Consider the following 15,836-nt stretch of genomic DNA (forward strand, 5'->3'; position numbering starts at 1 on the left):
AGCGTGCGGCGCCCGGAGAAGGGCGATCGGTTCGGGGGAATTCAATGCGTCGTCATCTGCTCCATCGGGCCCTGCCCGTCTTCGTCCTCCTGGCCGCCGTGGCCGGGCCGGCCCTGGCCCAGGACGGGCTGACCTATCAGCAGCCGCCGGCGCCGATCGCGGACATCCTCGACACCCAACCCACGCCGACGCCCAGCCTGTCGCCTGACGACACGACGCTGGCGCTGTTCGACCGCGCCAATCTGCCGCCGATCGCCGAGCTGGCCGAGCCGATGCTGCGGCTGGCGGGCTATCGAATCAATCCGCGCAACAACGGGCCGGCGAACAGCCGCGTGACCTGGCTGACGGGACTGAGCCTCCAGCCGGTCGCGGGCGGCGCGGCGCGCACGGTCGAGCTTCCGGCCAATGCCCGTTTCATCTCCCCCGGCTGGTCGCCGGACGGAAAGTCGATCGGCCTGCTGATGGACGCGCCGACCGGACTGGAGCTATGGGCCGTCGACGTGGCCAGCGCCCGCGCGCGCAAGCTGACGGACGCCCGGGTCAATGCGGCGGGCGGCGCGGCGTTCGATTGGCTGCCGGACAGTTCTGGCCTGCTGGTGCGGATGACGCCCGAGGGCCGGGGCGCGGCGCCGGACGTGACGCGGCCGCCGACGGGGCCGACCGTGGCCGAAAGCATGGGGCGTGCGGCGCCGGCGCGGACCTATCAGGACCTGCTGAGCGACCCCGGCGACGAGGCGCTGTTCGACCACTATTTCACCTCGCAGCTGACGCTGGTCCCGCTGAGCGGGGCGCCCCGCACGGTCGGAGCGCCGGCGGTCTATCTGGGCGCGCGCGTGTCGCCGGACGGTCGCCACATTCTGCAGACGACGGCCAAGCGGCCCTACAGCTATGTGGTCCCGGCCAATCTGTTTCCCGCCGACGTGGTCGTCACCGATCTGGACGGTCGCGTCGTGCATCGGGTGGCGGACCTGCCACTGCGGGACAACATTCCCACGCCGTTCGACGCCGTGGCCCCCGGGCCGCGGTCCGTGCAGTGGCGCTCCGACGCGCCGGCGACCCTGGTCTGGACCGAGGCCCAGGACGGGGGCGATCCGCGCACCCCGGCCGAGGTTCGCGACCGGGTCTTCACCCTGGCGGCGCCTTTCAGCGGTGCGCCGGTTGCGCTGGTCGATCTGAAGGAACGCTACGACGGGGTGACGTGGGGCGACGCCGATACCGCCCTGGTCGACAGTCAGTGGTTCAACACCCGGCACGAGACCCGCTATGTCGTCGATCCCTCGAACCCGGGGCAGGGCCGGGTCCTGCTGGAGCGCAACTATCAGGACCGGTACAACGACCCCGGCTCGCCGGTGACCGAGCCCAACGACAACGGCTTCCCCGTCATTCGCTTCGCGCAGGACGGCCGGGTGCTGATGACAGGACCCGGGGCGACGCGGGAAGGCGAGTATCCGTTCCTGGCCGCCATGGATCTGACGGACGGCCGGTCAGAGCGGCTGTGGACCTCGGCCAGCGGCGACTATGAGAGCGTCGTCGGCTTCCTGGACGAGGCGGGCCGCCGGGTCGTGACCCGGCGCGAGACGCGCAACGATCCGCCCAACCTGTTCGTGCGCGACCTGACCGCCGGCGATCCGACCGCCCTGACGCAGTTCCCCGATCCCGCGCCGCAACTGGCCGGGGTCAGCAAGCAGACGATCAGCTATGCCCGCGCCGACGGGGTGCAGCTGTCGGGCACGCTGTATCTGCCGGCCGGTTACGACAAGGACCGCGACGGTCCGCTGCCGCTGATCATGTGGGCCTATCCGGCCGAGTTCACCGACGCCGCCGTGGCCGGTCAGGTGGTCGACACGGCCAACCGCTTCACCCGCCCGGGCGGGATCAGCCACCTGTTCCTGCTGACCCAGGGCTATGCCGTGCTGGACAATCCCTCGATGCCGATCGTCGGCGTCAACGGGGCCGAGCCGAACGACACCTATATCGAACAACTGAAGGCCAGCGCCGAGGCGGCGGTCAACGCGGTGGTCGAGCTGGGCGTGGCCGACCGTGACCGGATCGCCGTGGGCGGACACAGCTACGGCGCCTTCATGACCGCCAACCTGCTGGCGCACACCGACCTGTTCCGCACCGGCATCGCCCGGTCGGGCGCCTATAACCGGACCCTGACGCCGTTCGGCTTCCAGGCCGAGCAGCGGACCTACTGGGAGGCGACCGACACCTATACGGAGATGTCGCCCTTCACCTACGCCAACCGGGTCAATGAGCCGATCCTGCTGATCCACGGCGAGGCCGACGACAACTCGGGCACCTTCCCGGTGCAGTCGGAGCGGTTCTATGCGGCGCTCAAGGGCAATGGCGCGACGGTGCGCTATGTGGTCCTGCCGCTGGAGGCGCACGGCTATCGCGCGCGGGAGTCCGTGGGGCACACCCTGTGGGAGATGACCCGCTGGCTGGACCAGTATGTGAAGAACGCGGGGCCGCAATAGAGCCTTCTCCCCTCGGGGGAGAAGGTGGCCCGTCAGGGCCGGATGAGGGGGCTGGCGGCCTCAGCCTGCGTGTTCAGCGGTTGGCGGTCGGAATGGGGGGCAGCCCCCTCATCCGTCTCGCTCCGCGAGCCACCTTCTCCCCCGAGGGGAGAAGGATTACAGCTCCACGATCTCGCCCAGGCCGTCCGCCGTCTTCGCCACGGTGAAGGTCTTCAGCACGCTGGCCTCATAGGGTTTGGCGAACAGGGTCGAGACGGTGCGCAGCTCGGCCTTCACCTGATCCGGGGTCAGGGTCAGCAGGACGTAGCCCTTGGCCGACTGGTCGCAGAAGACGACCTCGTCATTGGCCTGCATCAGGGCCGCGCCCAGCGGCAGGCGCGGCACGGCGTCGCCGGGCGAGGGGCTGGAGATGGCGCTGGTCCCGAACTCGACGCCGCGGCGGGCGCCGGCGGCGTCCCTGAGGTCGTCGACCCAGAAGGCGTGGCTGTCGCCGGCCAGGACGATGGGCTGGACGCCGGCCTCGGCGAAGGCGGCGTAGAGGCGCTCGCGGCCGGCGGGATAGCCGTCCCAGCTGTCGAGATTGAACGGCACGCCCAGTTTGAACAGCTCGATCGACTGCTGGACCTGTCCGCGGACGGCGGCCGGCAGGGTGGCCAGCAGGCCCGCGATCTGCAGCGGATTGGCCATGGTGGTGATGTCGGGACCCTGGACGCGGGCCATGACCACCTGGTTGCCGATGACCTGCCACGGCTTGCCCGAGGCGCGGGAGGCCTGAAGCGTGGACTTGATCCAGTCGCGCTGGGCGTCGCCCAGCAGGTCGCGGGCCGGGTCGTTGCGTTTGGTGTGGAAGGCGGCGAGGTCGGGGCGACCGTCGGCGACCGGCATGTCGGCCTCCCAGGTCAGCTGTTCACCCCGGGCCAGCAGCCGGGTCTCGACCATCAGCAGGCTGGCCAGATCGCCGAAGTCGAAGCTGCGCTGGATGGCTTCGGGCGTCAGGCCGGCGGCAGGCTCGCGGATCGGCATCCATTCGAAATAGGCCTTCAGCGCCGCGGCCTTGCGCGAGGCGTAGTCGCCTTCGGTCGCGGCCGTGTGGTTCTCGGCCCCGGCGGTCCAGGCGTCGTTGGCGATCTCGTGGTCGTCCCAGACGCAGATGAAGGGCGCGCGGGCGTGGGCGGCCTGCAGGTCGGGGTCGGACTTGTACTGGGCGTGACGGGTCCGGTAGTCGGCCAGGGAGACGATCTCGTGGGCCGGCGCGGGGATGCGACCGAGCGGAGCGCCCGAGGCCATGCCGTAGGCGTCGGGCTCGGCGCCGTATTCGTAGATGTAGTCGCCGAGGTGGACGACGGCGTCGAGCCGCTCCAGCTTCGAGACCGCGTCCCAGGCGTTGAACAGGCCGCCCGGATAGAGCTGGCAGGAGGCGACGGCGAGCACGACATCGGGGGTCGGCCCGGCGGGCAGGGTGCGGGTGCGGCCCTGCGGCGAGCGGGTCTCGCCCGCGGTGAAGGCGTAGCGGTACTCGACGCCGGGCTGCAGGCCGGCGACCGGGACCTTGACGGTGAAGTCGCGATCCGGCCCGGTCTCGACCGTGCCCGAGGCGACGGAGGCCGCCGCGTCGCCGTCGCGCCAGACCGACCAGTCGACCCGCACCGCGCGGACCGTCGGATCCGTCGGGGTGACGCGGGTCCAGATCACCACGCCGTCGCGTTGGGGATCGCCGGAGGCCACCCCGTGGACGAAGGCGGCGGCCGAGGACGCGCGGGTGGCGGCGGGGACAGCCGCCCCCGCCGCGCCGGCGCCGAACAGGCCGAGAAGGTCGCGGCGGTGCAGGGTCATCGCTTCGGCTCCTAGTAGCGCAGGCTGAGGGTCGCGCCATACGTGCGCGGCTCGCCGGCGATGAAGGTCGGCAGGCCGAGGCCGTCGCCGGTGTTGCCGGCGTCCTTGATGTATTCCTCGTCCAGCAGGTTGTCGCCGAACAGCTCCAGACCCCAGTTGGCGTCCGACGGGGCGTAGCGGACCCGCAGGTTCAGCAGGCCATAGGCCTCCTGGACCTCATCGACGGCGGTGTCGGGGACGAAGTTGCCGGTCTGCAGGTCGGCGCGGTCGTTGTCGTTGTCGAAGAAGGTTTCCGACTGCCAGCTGTAGGTCGGCTGGACCTCGACCTCGCCGCCGAGGACGGCGACGCGCCAGGTCGCGCCGATCGAGGCGCGGAGGTCGGGCGACAGGCGGAATTTGTTGCCGTCGAAGATGCCCGCCTCGAACCGGGAGTGGTTGTACGCATACGTCGCGAACAGATCGAAGCTGTCAGAGGGGCTGAAGAAGGCCTGGCCCTCGAAGCCGTAAGCCGTCGCCTGGCCGGCGTTGGTGGTGATGAACTGGGTCCCGACCTGAACCGTGGTCTGGAAGTTGGTGTAGTCGTAGAAATACGCCGCGCCGTCCAGCCGCAGGGCGCCGCCCATCATCGCCGTCTTGGCGCCGATCTCATAGCTGTCGACCCGTTCCTCGTCGACGAAGGTGAAGGCCGGTGCGCCGAAGGGCGAGGACGGCGCGCGGGGAGCCAGCACCGCCGGACGGCGGCCGCGGGCGTAGTTGGCGTACAGGTTGGTGTCGTCGGTCAGGGCGTAGCGGGCCGTGGCGCGCCAGGTCACGCCGTCGTCCTCGAGATCCTGGCTGATGACGTCGCCGTTGCCGGCGGTCGGCTGGAAGGTCAGGCCGAACAGGGGGAAGGCGGCGGTCACCGGGGCGGTGGCGGCGCCGGGCTGGGCCAGCTGGAAGACGACGCCGTTGGCGAAGGCGCCGAGGGCGGCGGCCTGGGTCAGGGCGGCGGGCGTGCCCTGGGCGACCAAGGCGGCGATCTGGCCCTGAAGCTGCTGAACCGCCAGCAGGCCGCCGAGGATGGAACGGCCGTTCAGGGCGGCGGTGGAAATGCCGCTGGTCTTGTCGTCCTGGGTCCAGCGGATGCCGAGGGCGAACTCAATCCGGTCCGTCGGGCGCCAGGTCACGTCGCCGAACAGATCGAAGGATTCCAGCTCGCTGGAGTTGGTGGCGGTTTCGATATGCGAGGACTTCAGATTGTTGCGGATGCCCGGGATGAAGGGGGCGGGGATGCCGAACGCGGCCAGGATGGGATCGATCAGGGCCGGGCTGGAGAAGGCGGCCAGGGGCAGGGCGGTCGTGCCGGCGGCCGCCGGATTGCCGTCCAGCAGTCCGGCCAGCTGGGCCAGGGCGACGCGTTCGTTGAACTCGGTCGGGGTGCGCTGGAAGCCGTCCTCGTGGAAATAGCCGGCGCCGATGAAGCCCGAGAAGGCCCCGCCGTTGTCCCAGTTCAGGCGCAGCTCCTGGCTGAACTGCTTGCCCTGGGCGTCTTCGGCCGCGAACAGCAGGGGCAGGGAGATGCCGTCGGGATCGAAGGCCTCGTACGACTCGAACTCGCGGTAGGCGGTGGTCGAAGTCAGCGTCAGGGCGTCCGAGAAATCGAACCGGCCAATACCGGTCACGCCATGAACAGTCCGGTCGAGGCCGAGGACCTTGCCGCCGTCGAACGTGCCGGCCGGCGTCAGGGCCGCGCCGTCCCAGGGATCGCGGCCGCCCAGGATGGCGCCGGTGGTCGGATCGGCGGGTGAGTAGGCCATGGCCTTGAACGAGGTGCCGGGCGCCTCGTCGGTCTGGTAGTTGGCGATCAGGTCATAGCGGAAGGCGTCGTTCGGCTGAAAGGCCAGGCCGAGGCGGTAGGCATAGGTGTGGAAGCCGTTGTAGTCGGGCCCGCCCAGCAGGTTCTCGACATAGCCGTCGCGGGTCTTCATCCGGGTGGAGAAGCGCAGGGCCAGCATGTCGCTGAGGGGGGCGTTCACCATCGCCTCGACCATGGTGTAGTCCAGATTGCCGAAGGCCAGGCGACCGCCCGCGTCGAAGGCGTCGATGTCGGCCTTGTTCTGGATCACATTGATCGCACCGATCAGGGCGCCGCGGCCGTACAGGGTGGATTGGGGGCCCTTGGCGACCTCGATCCGCTCGACGTCGAACAGCTCGACCCAGGAGCCGCGCGATTTCGAGATCGAGACGCCGTCCTGATAGACCGAGACGCGTGGTTCGTTGGTGGCTTCGCCCGAGTCCGAGGTGATGCCGCGCATCACGAAGCCCGGGTTGTTGGGGGACTGGTTCTGCACCAGCAGGCCGGGGGTGAAGGCCGACAGCTCCTCGAAGTCCTGGACGCCCAGGCTTTCCAGCATGTCGCCGCTCAGGGCCGTCAGGGCGAAGGGGACCTCTGTGGCGCTCTGCTCGCGCAGCTGGGCGGTGACGATGACCTCGTCCAGTGTGGCCGGCTCAACATCCTGGGCCCAGGCCGCGCCGGCCAGCCCCCAGACGAGGCCCAGCGCGCTGGCGCCGAGAAGGATATTGGTCCGTTGAACGCGACAAGTCATGGCAGCCCCCTGCGATTGGATGGTGCGGCGTAGCCGTGGTTCATGCCGCACCTGCGACAGGTCCAGGTCGCCAAGGTGAAGCTGCAAAGGCGGTCCCGTGACGAACCGTCCGTGGACGCCCCGAGACGGCGGCGCGTCAGACGGCCCGGAACGCTTGCCGCGCCGCAACATTCCTGTTGCCTCAGCGGCGCTTGTCGGGTCACGCTGCGGGATCAATGCAGCGGGAGCGGTATGGCCTTCGACGAGATGTCAGGTGACGGGACGGATGTCCGCGACAGCTACCGCGGGCTTGCCCGCTGGCTGGCGGAGGCGCCCGAGGGCCTGCTGCAGGCGCGTTCGCGTCAGGCCGAGCTGTTTTTCCGCCGCATGGGCATCACCTTCGCCGTCTATGGCGATGCGGAATCCAGCGAGCGGCTGATCCCGTTCGACGTGGTGCCCCGCATCATCGGCGCGGCCGAGTGGGCCGGGCTGGAGGCCGGGCTGATCCAGCGGGTCACGGCGATGAACCTGTTCCTCGCCGACGTCTACGGCCCGCAGGAATGCCTGAAGGCGGGCATCCTGCCGCCCGAACTGGTGCTGACCAATCCCCACTATGTGCCCGAGATGCAGGGCCGTCGGCCGCCGCGCGGGGTGTGGGTGCATATCGCCGGCGTCGATCTGGTACGGACGGGCGAGGACGGCTTCTACGTGCTGGAGGACAACTGCCGCACCCCGTCAGGAGTCTCCTACATGCTGGAGAACCGCGAGATGATGATGCGGCTGTTCCCCGACCTGTTCGCCGACTATCCGGTGCGGCCGGTCGAGACCTATACGGACATGCTGCTGGCCAGCCTGCGGGCCTGCGCGCCCGAGGCGGCGGGGGCGGACCCGACCATCGTGGTGCTGACGCCGGGGCCGTTCAACTCGGCCTATTACGAACACTCCTTCCTGGCCGACAAGCTGGGGGTCGAGCTGGTCGAGGGGCGCGACCTGTTCGTCGACGACGGCAAGGTCTTCATGCGCACGACGCAGGGGCGGCAACAGGTGGACGTCGTCTATCGCCGCATCGACGACGACTTCCTCGATCCGCTGACGTTCCGTCCGGACTCGTCGCTGGGCGTGCCGGGGCTGATGACGGCCTATCAGGCGGGAACGGTGACCCTGGCCAACGCCGTCGGCACGGGAGTGGCCGACGACAAGGCGGTCTATACCTACATGCCCGAGATCATCCGCTTCTTCACCGGCGAGGAGCCGATCCTGAAGAACGTGCCGACCTGGCGCTGCCGCGAGCCGGAGGCGCTGAAGGAGGTGCTGTCGAAACTGGATCAGCTGGTGGTCAAGGAGGTCGGGGGATCGGGCGGCTATGGCATGCTGGTGGGGCCCGCCGCGTCGAAGAGCGAGATCGAGGCGTTCCGCAAGAAGCTGATCAACGATCCCGACGACTTCATCGCCCAACCGACGCTGGCGCTGTCGACCGCGCCGACGCTGGACAAGGGAGAGCTGGCCCCGCGCCACGTCGACCTTCGGCCCTTCGTGCTGTCGAGCCCCGAGGGGGTGAAGGTGGCGCCGGGCGGGCTGACGCGCGTGGCGCTGAAACCGGGCTCGCTGGTGGTCAACTCCAGCCAGGGCGGCGGGACCAAGGACACCTGGGTGCTGGATGTTTAAGCACTTTCTTCCGTGCATCCCCGCGAAGGCGGGGACCCAGGCTTTAGCCGCGCCGCCGGTGTTCGACGCCGCGCCGGTTCGCCCAACCAGCCTGCCTGCTGCTCAAACCTGGGTCCCCGCCTTCGCGGGGATGCACGGTTATTGCACATGCTGAGCCGCACCGCAGACAGCCTGTACTGGACCGGCCGCTATATCGAGCGGGCGGACTTCCTCGCCCGCATTCTGGAGGCCACGCTGAGGCTCGCCGCCATCCCGACGCGCGGAGACGGCGACGCCGGGACGGTGTGGGCCAGCGCCCTCGCCTCGGCCGGGGCGCCCAAGGCGCTGGGCCGGTCGCCGACCGAGAAGTCGGTGCGGGAATTCCTCGCCTTCGCGCCGAACAATTCCTCGTCGATCACCGCCTGCATCACCCGCGCGCGGACCAATGCGCGATCGGTGCGCACGGCCCTGACGGTCGAGCTGTGGGAGGCGATCAACGGGGCCTGGAACGGCCTGGAGGAACAGGGCCAGCCGACCCGGCGCGACGAGTTCGCCCGCTTCCTGGAGTGGGTGAAGACGGTCACCCTGTCGGTCGAGGGCGCGACCAGCCGGACCATGCTGCGCAACGACGGCTATTATTTCCTGCGTCTGGGCGCCGCGATCGAGCGGGCCGACAACACGGCGCGGCTGCTGGACGTCAAATACCATCTGCTGCTGCCGGAGGGAGAACGCGTCGGCGGGCAGCTGGACTATTTCCAGTGGACCACCCTGTTGCGCGAAGTGTCGGCGCTGACGGCCTATCGCTGGGTCTATCGCGACAGCGTCAAGCCGTGGCTGGTGGCCGACCTGCTGGTGCTGAACCGCCAGATGCCGCGTTCGCTGGCCAGCTGTCAGGCGTCGATCGTGCGCTATCTGGAGCGGCTGGCCAGCGACTATGGCCGGCGCGGCCCGGCCCAGCGGCTGGCGGCGGAGCGGATGCGGGCGTTCGACAATTCGCGCATGGACGACATCTTCCAGTCGGGCCTGCACGAATACATCCAGGCCTTCCTCGGCGAGAACGGACGCCTCGGGCAGGCCATCCACGACCAGTATCTGAGCTGACCCGGTGCGCATCCGTATCGATCACGCGACCACCTATGCCTACGACCGGGCGGCGCGGTTCATCATCCAGACCCTGCGGTTGTCGCCTCGTACGTCGGAGGCCCAGCAGGTGCGTAACTGGCGGGTCGAGACCGACGTCGACGCCCGTCTGCGCAAGTCCGAGGACGCATTCGGCAACATCGTCCACACCCTCTATACCGAACAGCCGACCCAGAGCCTGACGGTGCGGGTGTCAGGCGAGGTGGTGACGACCGAAACCGCCGGAGTGGTGCCGCGGGACCAGGAGAGGTTGTCGCCGCTGGTGTTCCTTCGGGACACGGCGCTGACGAAGCGCGACAAGCTGATCTCGGTCTTCGCCTCGGAGTTTTCGGCCCATCCGCCGCTGGAGCGGCTGCACCGGTTGATGGCGGGCATTCATGGTTCGGTGGCGTTCGAGGTGGGGGTGACGACGCCGACGCATACGGCCGCCGAGGTCCTGGCCCTGGGCCGGGGCGTCTGTCAGGACCACGCCCATGTCTTCATCGCCTGTTGCCGGGAGATGGGCGTGCCGGCGCGCTATGTGTCGGGCCACCTGCTGCGCCGCGACGGACAGGACGACCAGGAGGCGGGTCACGCCTGGGCCGAGGCCTGGATCGAGGATCTGGGCTGGGTCGGCTTCGATCCGGCCAACGGCATCTGTTCGACCGAGCGCTATGTGCGGGTCGCGACGGGGCTGGACTATCTGGGTGCGGCTCCTGTGCGGGGGGCCAGCTATGGCGGGGGCGGCGAGCGGCTGGCGGTGCGGCTGAACGTGCGTGATGCGGACATGCAACAGAGCCAGCAACAGGCCTGACTTCGGCGCGGATGAGGGCGCCGCCGTCGCGCGAATCTGATACCGTCGGCCCATGATTGCCGTACGGGGATGGCGCGCCAGATGACCTATTGCGTGGGCATGCTGGTCGATGAGGGTCTGGCGATGATCGCCGACACCCGCACCAATGCGGGCGTCGACAGCATTTCGACCTATCGCAAACTCCACGTCGTCGACCGGCCCGGAGACCGCGTTCTGGGCGTCTGCACCGCCGGCAATCTGTCCGTCACCCAGACCGCCCTGGCCATGGCGAAAGAGGGCGTCCACCTGAACGTCGGCGACGAGCCCGAGACGCTGGAGACGGCGCCGACCCTGTTCCGCTGCGCCCAGATCCTGGGCCACGCCCTGCGCAGCGTGCGGCTGTCGATCGCCCCGGCGCTCGAGGCCGACAGCCTGAGCACCTCGGCCTCGATGCTGCTGGGCGGTCAGATCAAGGGCGGCGAGATGGGACTGTTCCTGATCTACAGCCAGGGGAACTTCATCGAATGCGGGCGCGACACGCCCTATCTGCAGATCGGCGAGCTGAAGTACGGCAAGCCCATTCTGGAGAGCGGACTGGCCTTCGACTCCCCCCTGGCCGAGGCGGTCAAGCTGGGGCTGATCTCGTTCTCGACGACCATGCGCAGCAACGTCGGGGTCGGGGCGCCGTTCGACCTGATCACGATCCAGCGCGGCTTCCTGAGCGGCGAACAGCGCCGGATCGAGGAAGACGATCCCTATTTCGCCGACCTGCACGAGCGCTGGACCCGGGCCCAGAACACGGCGCGGCGGTCGATGCCCGAGCCGCCGTGGATGAACGGGCCAAGGCTGGCGGCGAGCCGGTAACCCTCCTTCTTCATCCCGGCGAAAGCCGGGACCCAGTCCTTTCCAGCGTGACGCCGGCGTTCGAGGACTGGCGAGCCGAGGTAACCGGAACCGGTCATGCGGCAACCCTACCCCGAAGGTCAGGCTAAACAACTCCGTGCATCCCGGCGAAAGCCGGGACCCGGTACTTTGGGTGATGCAGCGGATCCCCGAACCGCCGCCACGCCCTGGTCCTGATGGGTGGAACCGCCGAAGTCGAGAACGCCCCCGAGATCATCCCGGACCGCGGTCGCCCGCAACCGGATGACCCGCACACCACGCCCGCTCAGCCATGCCGTCCGCCGACGATCATGCTCGGCCTGCTCGGCGCCGTCATGCACCGCGCCGTCCACCTCGATTGCCAGCTTCGCCTCGGCGCAGTGGAAGTCGAGAATGTACGGGCCGACCGGATGCTGCCGCCGGAACTTCAGCCCGCGAAATCGCCTCGCTCGAAGCCATTGCCACAACCGCGCCTCAGGCGGGGTCATCACCCGCCGGAACGCCTTCGCGCGTGGTCGCTGACGCGACCTGTCCTCCCCATTCGCCTCCGCGAATGGGGAGGTGAAGGTCAGTACCCCGTCATCGAATACGGCCGCGCCTCGGCCCCCGCGCCCCAGGTCATGTTCGGCTCCGCCCCCATCACGAACCGCAGCTCGCCCCCCGCCATGATCTCCTCATGCCGGATCCAGGTCCGCGCCAGCGGCTGGCCGTTCAGGGTCACCGACTGGATCCAGGGGTGGTCGTCGGCCAGACCCTCCGTGACGATGGCGAAGCGCTTGCCGTCGGGCAGGGTCAGCACCGTGCGGTCCGTGAACGGGCGGCCGATGACGTACTGGTTCGAGCCCGGCGTCACCGGATAGAAGCCCATGGCCGTGAACATCAGCCAGGCCGACATCTGGCCGACGTCGTCATTGCCGGCGAGGCCGTCGGGGCGGGCGTGATACTGGCTGGTCACGATCTGGGTCAGGCGGGCCTGGGTGCGCCACGGGGCGCCGGCGTAGACGTACATATAGCCGGTGTGGTGGCTGGGCTCGTTGCCGTGGATGTACTGGCCGATCAGGCCGGCGATGTCCTCGGCGTGGGAGTAGTCCAGCCCCGTGTTGTCGAAGTCGAACATGGCGTCCAGCTTCGCCACCGTCGCAGCGTCGCCGCCCATCAGGTTGACCAGGCCGCCCAGGTCCTGGGGCGCGAACCACGAATACTGCCAGGCGTTGCCCTCTGTGTAGTCGCTTCCGTAGTTGATGGCCGTGGGGTCGAACGGCGTGCGGTACGTGCCGTCGGCCAGACGGGCGCGGACGAAGCCGGTCTCGCGGTCGAAGGTGTTGCGCCAGTTGCCGGCGCGGCGGTCGAACTGGGCCGCCACGTCGCCCCGGCCCAGCCGCTCGGCCATGCGGGCGATGGTCCAGTCGTCATAGGCGTATTCGACGGTCTTGGACGCGGCCTCGGGTTCGTGGTCGATGGGGACATAGCCGAGGTCCATGTAGTCGCCCAGACCGCCATAGGGCCGGTAGGTGGCGCTGGCGGTCATGGCCCTCAGGGCCGCCTCACCGTCGATGCCGGGGACGCCCTTCAAATATGCGTCCGCGATGACCGGGACGGCGTGATAGCCGATCATGGTCCAGGTCTCCTGACCGTGGAACGACCAGACGGGCAGGATGCCGTACGGACTGACCTGCTGCGCCGCGATCAGCGAGTTGACGATGTCGGCATTGCGCGCGGGCGGGGCGACCAGGGTCAGCAGGGGATGCTCGGCGCGGAAGGTGTCCCATAGCGAAAAGGTCGAGTGGACGGTGAAGTCGGACGCGTGCACCGCATTGTCCGGGCCCCGCCAGCGGCCGTCGGCGTCGCCGTGGACCGAGGGCGCGATCAGGGCGTGGTAGAGGGCGGTGTAGAGGGTGGTGCGCATCTCGGGCGCGGCCTCGATCTGAACCACGTTCAGCGCCTCCTCCCATTGGGCGCGGGTGGCGGCGCGGACGCCGTCGAAGTCGAAATCGCCGCCCTCTGACTCCAGATTGCGGATGGCCCCGGCCTCGTCGACGGAGGAGACAGCGACCTTGACCAGCAGCGGTCCGGCGATCTGGCCGAAGTCGAAGGCGGCCTCGAGCGCGCGGCCCTGGACCTGGTCGCGGTCGGCGGGCGCGCGGCCCGGCTGGCGGAAGCCGTTGTAGGGAATGGCCTCGTCGCGGTCCTTCAGCTCATGGCCGACCATGGGGCGCGAGAAGCGCACGGCGAAGAAGATCTGGCGCCCCGGCGCCCAGCCGCGCGTCTCGCGGAAGCCGGTGACCGTGCCGTCGGGATGCAGGCGGATGCGCGACCACAGCACCTTGCCCGGGTAGTCGTAGATGGAGCCGCGGAAGTCGAGCAGCACTCGCGCCGGGGCGCCGCGCGGGAAGCTGTAGCGGTGCAGGCCGACGCGGACCCCGGCGGTCAGTTCAGCGCGCACGGCCGAGTCGGTCAGGCTGACGGCGTAATAGCCGGGCTCGGCCGTCTCGGACGCCTTGCTGTAGCGCGAACGGTAGCCCGAGCCGGGCTGGTCGGCGGCGCCCGGGTCCCATTTGATCTCGCCCGAGATCGGGGTGATCAGCACGTCGCCCAGGTCGGAGTGGCCCGTGCCCGAGAAATGGGTATGCGAGAAGCCCATGATGGTCGGGTCGTCGTAGCGGTAGCCCGAGGCCCAGTCATAGGACTGGCGGAACGGCCGGTAGTCGGTGTCGGGGCTGAGCTGGACCGTGCCGAACGGGGCGACGGCGCCGGGGAAAGTGTGGCCCTTGCCGGCCGTGCCGATGAAGGGATCGACGGCCTCGAAGGGGGTGGGGAGGGGAGGGGGCGCTTCCTGAGCGGTGGCGCAGCCCGCGAGCGCGATTGCCAGAACCGCCGTCAGCCCGATCCGCCGCATGTAGAAGCCCCCTGTGCGATGATGGGGGAGCCTAGGAGCGTTGTCGGGAGGACGCCAGAGTCCGCCAGTTGGTCGGCTGTCTCTCAGCCTCCCGGGCGCAGGGCGTCTCAATCAAGAGTTGACATCCTCTCGAACCCCGAGTTGGAATAACGCGGTTTCGCAAAAGGAGGGGGCGACGATGCCGGAAACAGCGGATGAGATGAAGGCGCGTCTCCTCAGAGACATCGACTATTTCGCGAAGCTGCGCGAGCTCGACGAGTGCCCTCCCACCGCCGCGGATACGATGGCGACGTTGGGACTGCAGGCCGGCGCCCTGGACAATCCGGTCACCTACTGGGTGAACCGCGAGTATTTCAAACCTCACGGCAAGCACCTGATGATCGGCAAGCTGAAACCGGAAACCAAATACAGCGCGCTCGAAGATTGGTGCCTGACCGCAGCGGGGCTGAAATGAAATTCGCATCCCTGATTCTGGCGAGCGGCCTGCTTGCCCTGCCCGGCTCGGCCCTTGCCCAGGTATGCGAGGGTTGCACGCTGACGGTCGCGGGCGATGAAGCGCCGAAGGTTCAAGCCTGGACGCAGCCCGCTGCATTCTCCTACGTCAGCAGCTCGGAAAGCTCCGAGGACAGGGCGACCCTCGATCTGGCGGTCCGGCACCAGGCACCCGTCGTCTCCTTCGCCCTGCCTTGGGTCGGGGACGCGGACCACTGGTTCGTGCGCGGCCTGGTGCACATCAGCGATCAGGAGAAGAAGGAGCAGGAGGCTTTCGCGCTGGGCTTGGGCGTGAAGTTCCAGCGGGCCATCGTGGACGAGAATGCGCCGATAGAGGAGGTCGACCGGGCCTGGTTTCTGCAGACGGATTCGTCGGTCGCCTTCGCAAGCAAGGTCGTTTTCCCCGACCGGTCGAGCGCCGCATGCGTTCTGGATCCAACCCAGACCGTTTGCGGCGAGCAGACGCAGCAGTCGGTGCGCATCGCCTTCGATTTCCTTCTCTACAACCGCGGTCTTGAGACGAGAAACACGGTCGTCGACAGCGATGGCGACGGTCGTCTCGACAACGAAGGCTGGGTCAGTTCCTTCTCGCCCCCGACGCTGCGGCTCTTCCATGACGAGGTGACGCAGGCGGTGCTCGGCGACTTCGGCGAAGAGACGGGCGGGGTCACCGGTGCGCGCGCGGTCATCGGCTTCGCCGTTTCACCGCCCGTTTTCCAGAACCGGATCGTAATGCGCTCCAGCTATCAGCGGATGTGGGCCTTCAGCGTTTCGGACGAGCGCGCGAACTCGTTCCCGGAGGACTCCGACCTGTTCACCGCATCGATCGATTTCGAGCTGGGTCACCGTTCGTTCGAGAGCGGCCCGGGTTGGCAACCGTCCATCGGCATCAACTACAGCTCTGGCGAGGACCCGCTGGACGGACGCATCGAGAAGGAAGAGACCGTTGTCGGCTTCCGGCTGACCTACAAGCCGCCCGGCTGAGCCGCTGCGTTCCGGTTCGATGAAGGGACGATGGTGGGTGATGTAGGGTTCGAACCTACGACCCGCTGATTAAGAGAACCCGTTCTCGGGTTTTCCGATTGCCGCCGAACGCCGCCGGGCGTGCGATCCAACCAATTGAAGTCATTGAC

Annotated in this window: 11 protein-coding genes; 7 read left to right on the forward strand and 4 right to left on the reverse strand. The window is 68.7% G+C overall.

The genetic code is table 11. From position 1 onward, the window contains the following. Nucleotides 1–44: 44 nt before the first annotated feature. Nucleotides 45–2,480, forward strand: a complete 2,436-nt coding sequence (locus PSV23_RS04590) for a prolyl oligopeptidase family serine peptidase (RefSeq protein ID WP_300466342.1) — start codon at nucleotides 45–47, stop codon at nucleotides 2,478–2,480. 156 nt (nucleotides 2,481–2,636) lie between these two features. Here the strand turns inward: PSV23_RS04590 and PSV23_RS04595 are convergent, their stop codons facing one another. Both PSV23_RS04595 and PSV23_RS04600 read right to left on the reverse strand, forming a co-directional pair. Then, entirely contained in the window at nucleotides 2,637–4,313 is a 1,677-nt protein-coding gene (locus tag PSV23_RS04595) for an alkaline phosphatase (RefSeq protein ID WP_300466343.1), read from the reverse strand. Between the two features lie 11 nt (nucleotides 4,314–4,324). Continuing rightward, nucleotides 4,325–6,898: a TonB-dependent receptor gene (locus tag PSV23_RS04600; RefSeq protein ID WP_300466344.1), complete on the reverse strand. Its 2,574-nt coding sequence runs from the start codon at nucleotides 6,896–6,898 to the stop codon at nucleotides 4,325–4,327. Between the two features lie 231 nt (nucleotides 6,899–7,129). On the opposite strand from PSV23_RS04600, the gene PSV23_RS04605 reads away from it, so the two are divergent. The 4 genes from PSV23_RS04605 to PSV23_RS04620 all read left to right on the forward strand — a co-directional run bounded on the left by PSV23_RS04605 (nucleotide 7,130) and on the right by PSV23_RS04620 (nucleotide 11,297). Further along, entirely contained in the window at nucleotides 7,130–8,542 is a 1,413-nt protein-coding gene (locus tag PSV23_RS04605; RefSeq protein ID WP_300466345.1) for a circularly permuted type 2 ATP-grasp protein, read from the forward strand. 147 nt (nucleotides 8,543–8,689) lie between these two features. Continuing rightward, on the forward strand, nucleotides 8,690–9,622 hold the full coding sequence (locus PSV23_RS04610; protein ID WP_300466346.1) for an alpha-E domain-containing protein: 933 nt from the start codon (nucleotides 8,690–8,692) through the stop codon (nucleotides 9,620–9,622). Nucleotides 9,623–9,626: 4 nt separating this feature from the next. Further along, the gene (locus tag PSV23_RS04615; RefSeq protein WP_300466347.1) at nucleotides 9,627–10,454 is read left to right on the forward strand and encodes a transglutaminase family protein; all 828 of its coding nucleotides are present in this window, start codon (nucleotides 9,627–9,629) and stop codon (nucleotides 10,452–10,454) included. Nucleotides 10,455–10,523: 69 nt separating this feature from the next. Continuing rightward, nucleotides 10,524–11,297 (forward strand): peptidase, encoded by a 774-nt coding sequence (locus tag PSV23_RS04620; protein ID WP_300466348.1) that lies wholly within the window; start codon nucleotides 10,524–10,526, stop codon nucleotides 11,295–11,297. 119 nt (nucleotides 11,298–11,416) lie between these two features. On the opposite strand, the gene PSV23_RS04625 is transcribed toward PSV23_RS04620, so the two are convergent. Both PSV23_RS04625 and PSV23_RS04630 read right to left on the reverse strand, forming a co-directional pair. Continuing rightward, a complete protein-coding gene (locus PSV23_RS04625; protein WP_366524215.1) occupies nucleotides 11,417–11,932 on the reverse strand; it encodes an endonuclease domain-containing protein in 516 nt (171 codons plus the stop codon). Continuing rightward, complete coding sequence (locus PSV23_RS04630; protein WP_300466349.1) at nucleotides 11,884–14,211, reverse strand: GH92 family glycosyl hydrolase; 2,328 nt, start codon at nucleotides 14,209–14,211, stop codon at nucleotides 11,884–11,886. The genes PSV23_RS04625 and PSV23_RS04630 overlap by 49 nt, the downstream gene beginning before the upstream one ends. 178 nt (nucleotides 14,212–14,389) lie before the next feature. Here PSV23_RS04630 and PSV23_RS04635 point away from each other — a divergent pair, with 178 nt between their 5' ends. Together PSV23_RS04635 and PSV23_RS04640 are read left to right on the forward strand one after the other, a co-directional pair. Beyond that, on the forward strand, nucleotides 14,390–14,665 hold the full coding sequence (locus PSV23_RS04635; protein ID WP_300466350.1) for a hypothetical protein: 276 nt from the start codon (nucleotides 14,390–14,392) through the stop codon (nucleotides 14,663–14,665). Further along, the gene (locus PSV23_RS04640; protein WP_300466351.1) at nucleotides 14,662–15,687 is read left to right on the forward strand and encodes a hypothetical protein; all 1,026 of its coding nucleotides are present in this window, start codon (nucleotides 14,662–14,664) and stop codon (nucleotides 15,685–15,687) included. The genes PSV23_RS04635 and PSV23_RS04640 overlap by 4 nt, the downstream gene beginning before the upstream one ends. Nucleotides 15,688–15,836: the final 149 nt, after the last annotated feature.

This window comes from Brevundimonas sp. (assembly GCF_029946145.1).
Classification (GTDB): domain Bacteria; phylum Pseudomonadota; class Alphaproteobacteria; order Caulobacterales; family Caulobacteraceae; genus Brevundimonas.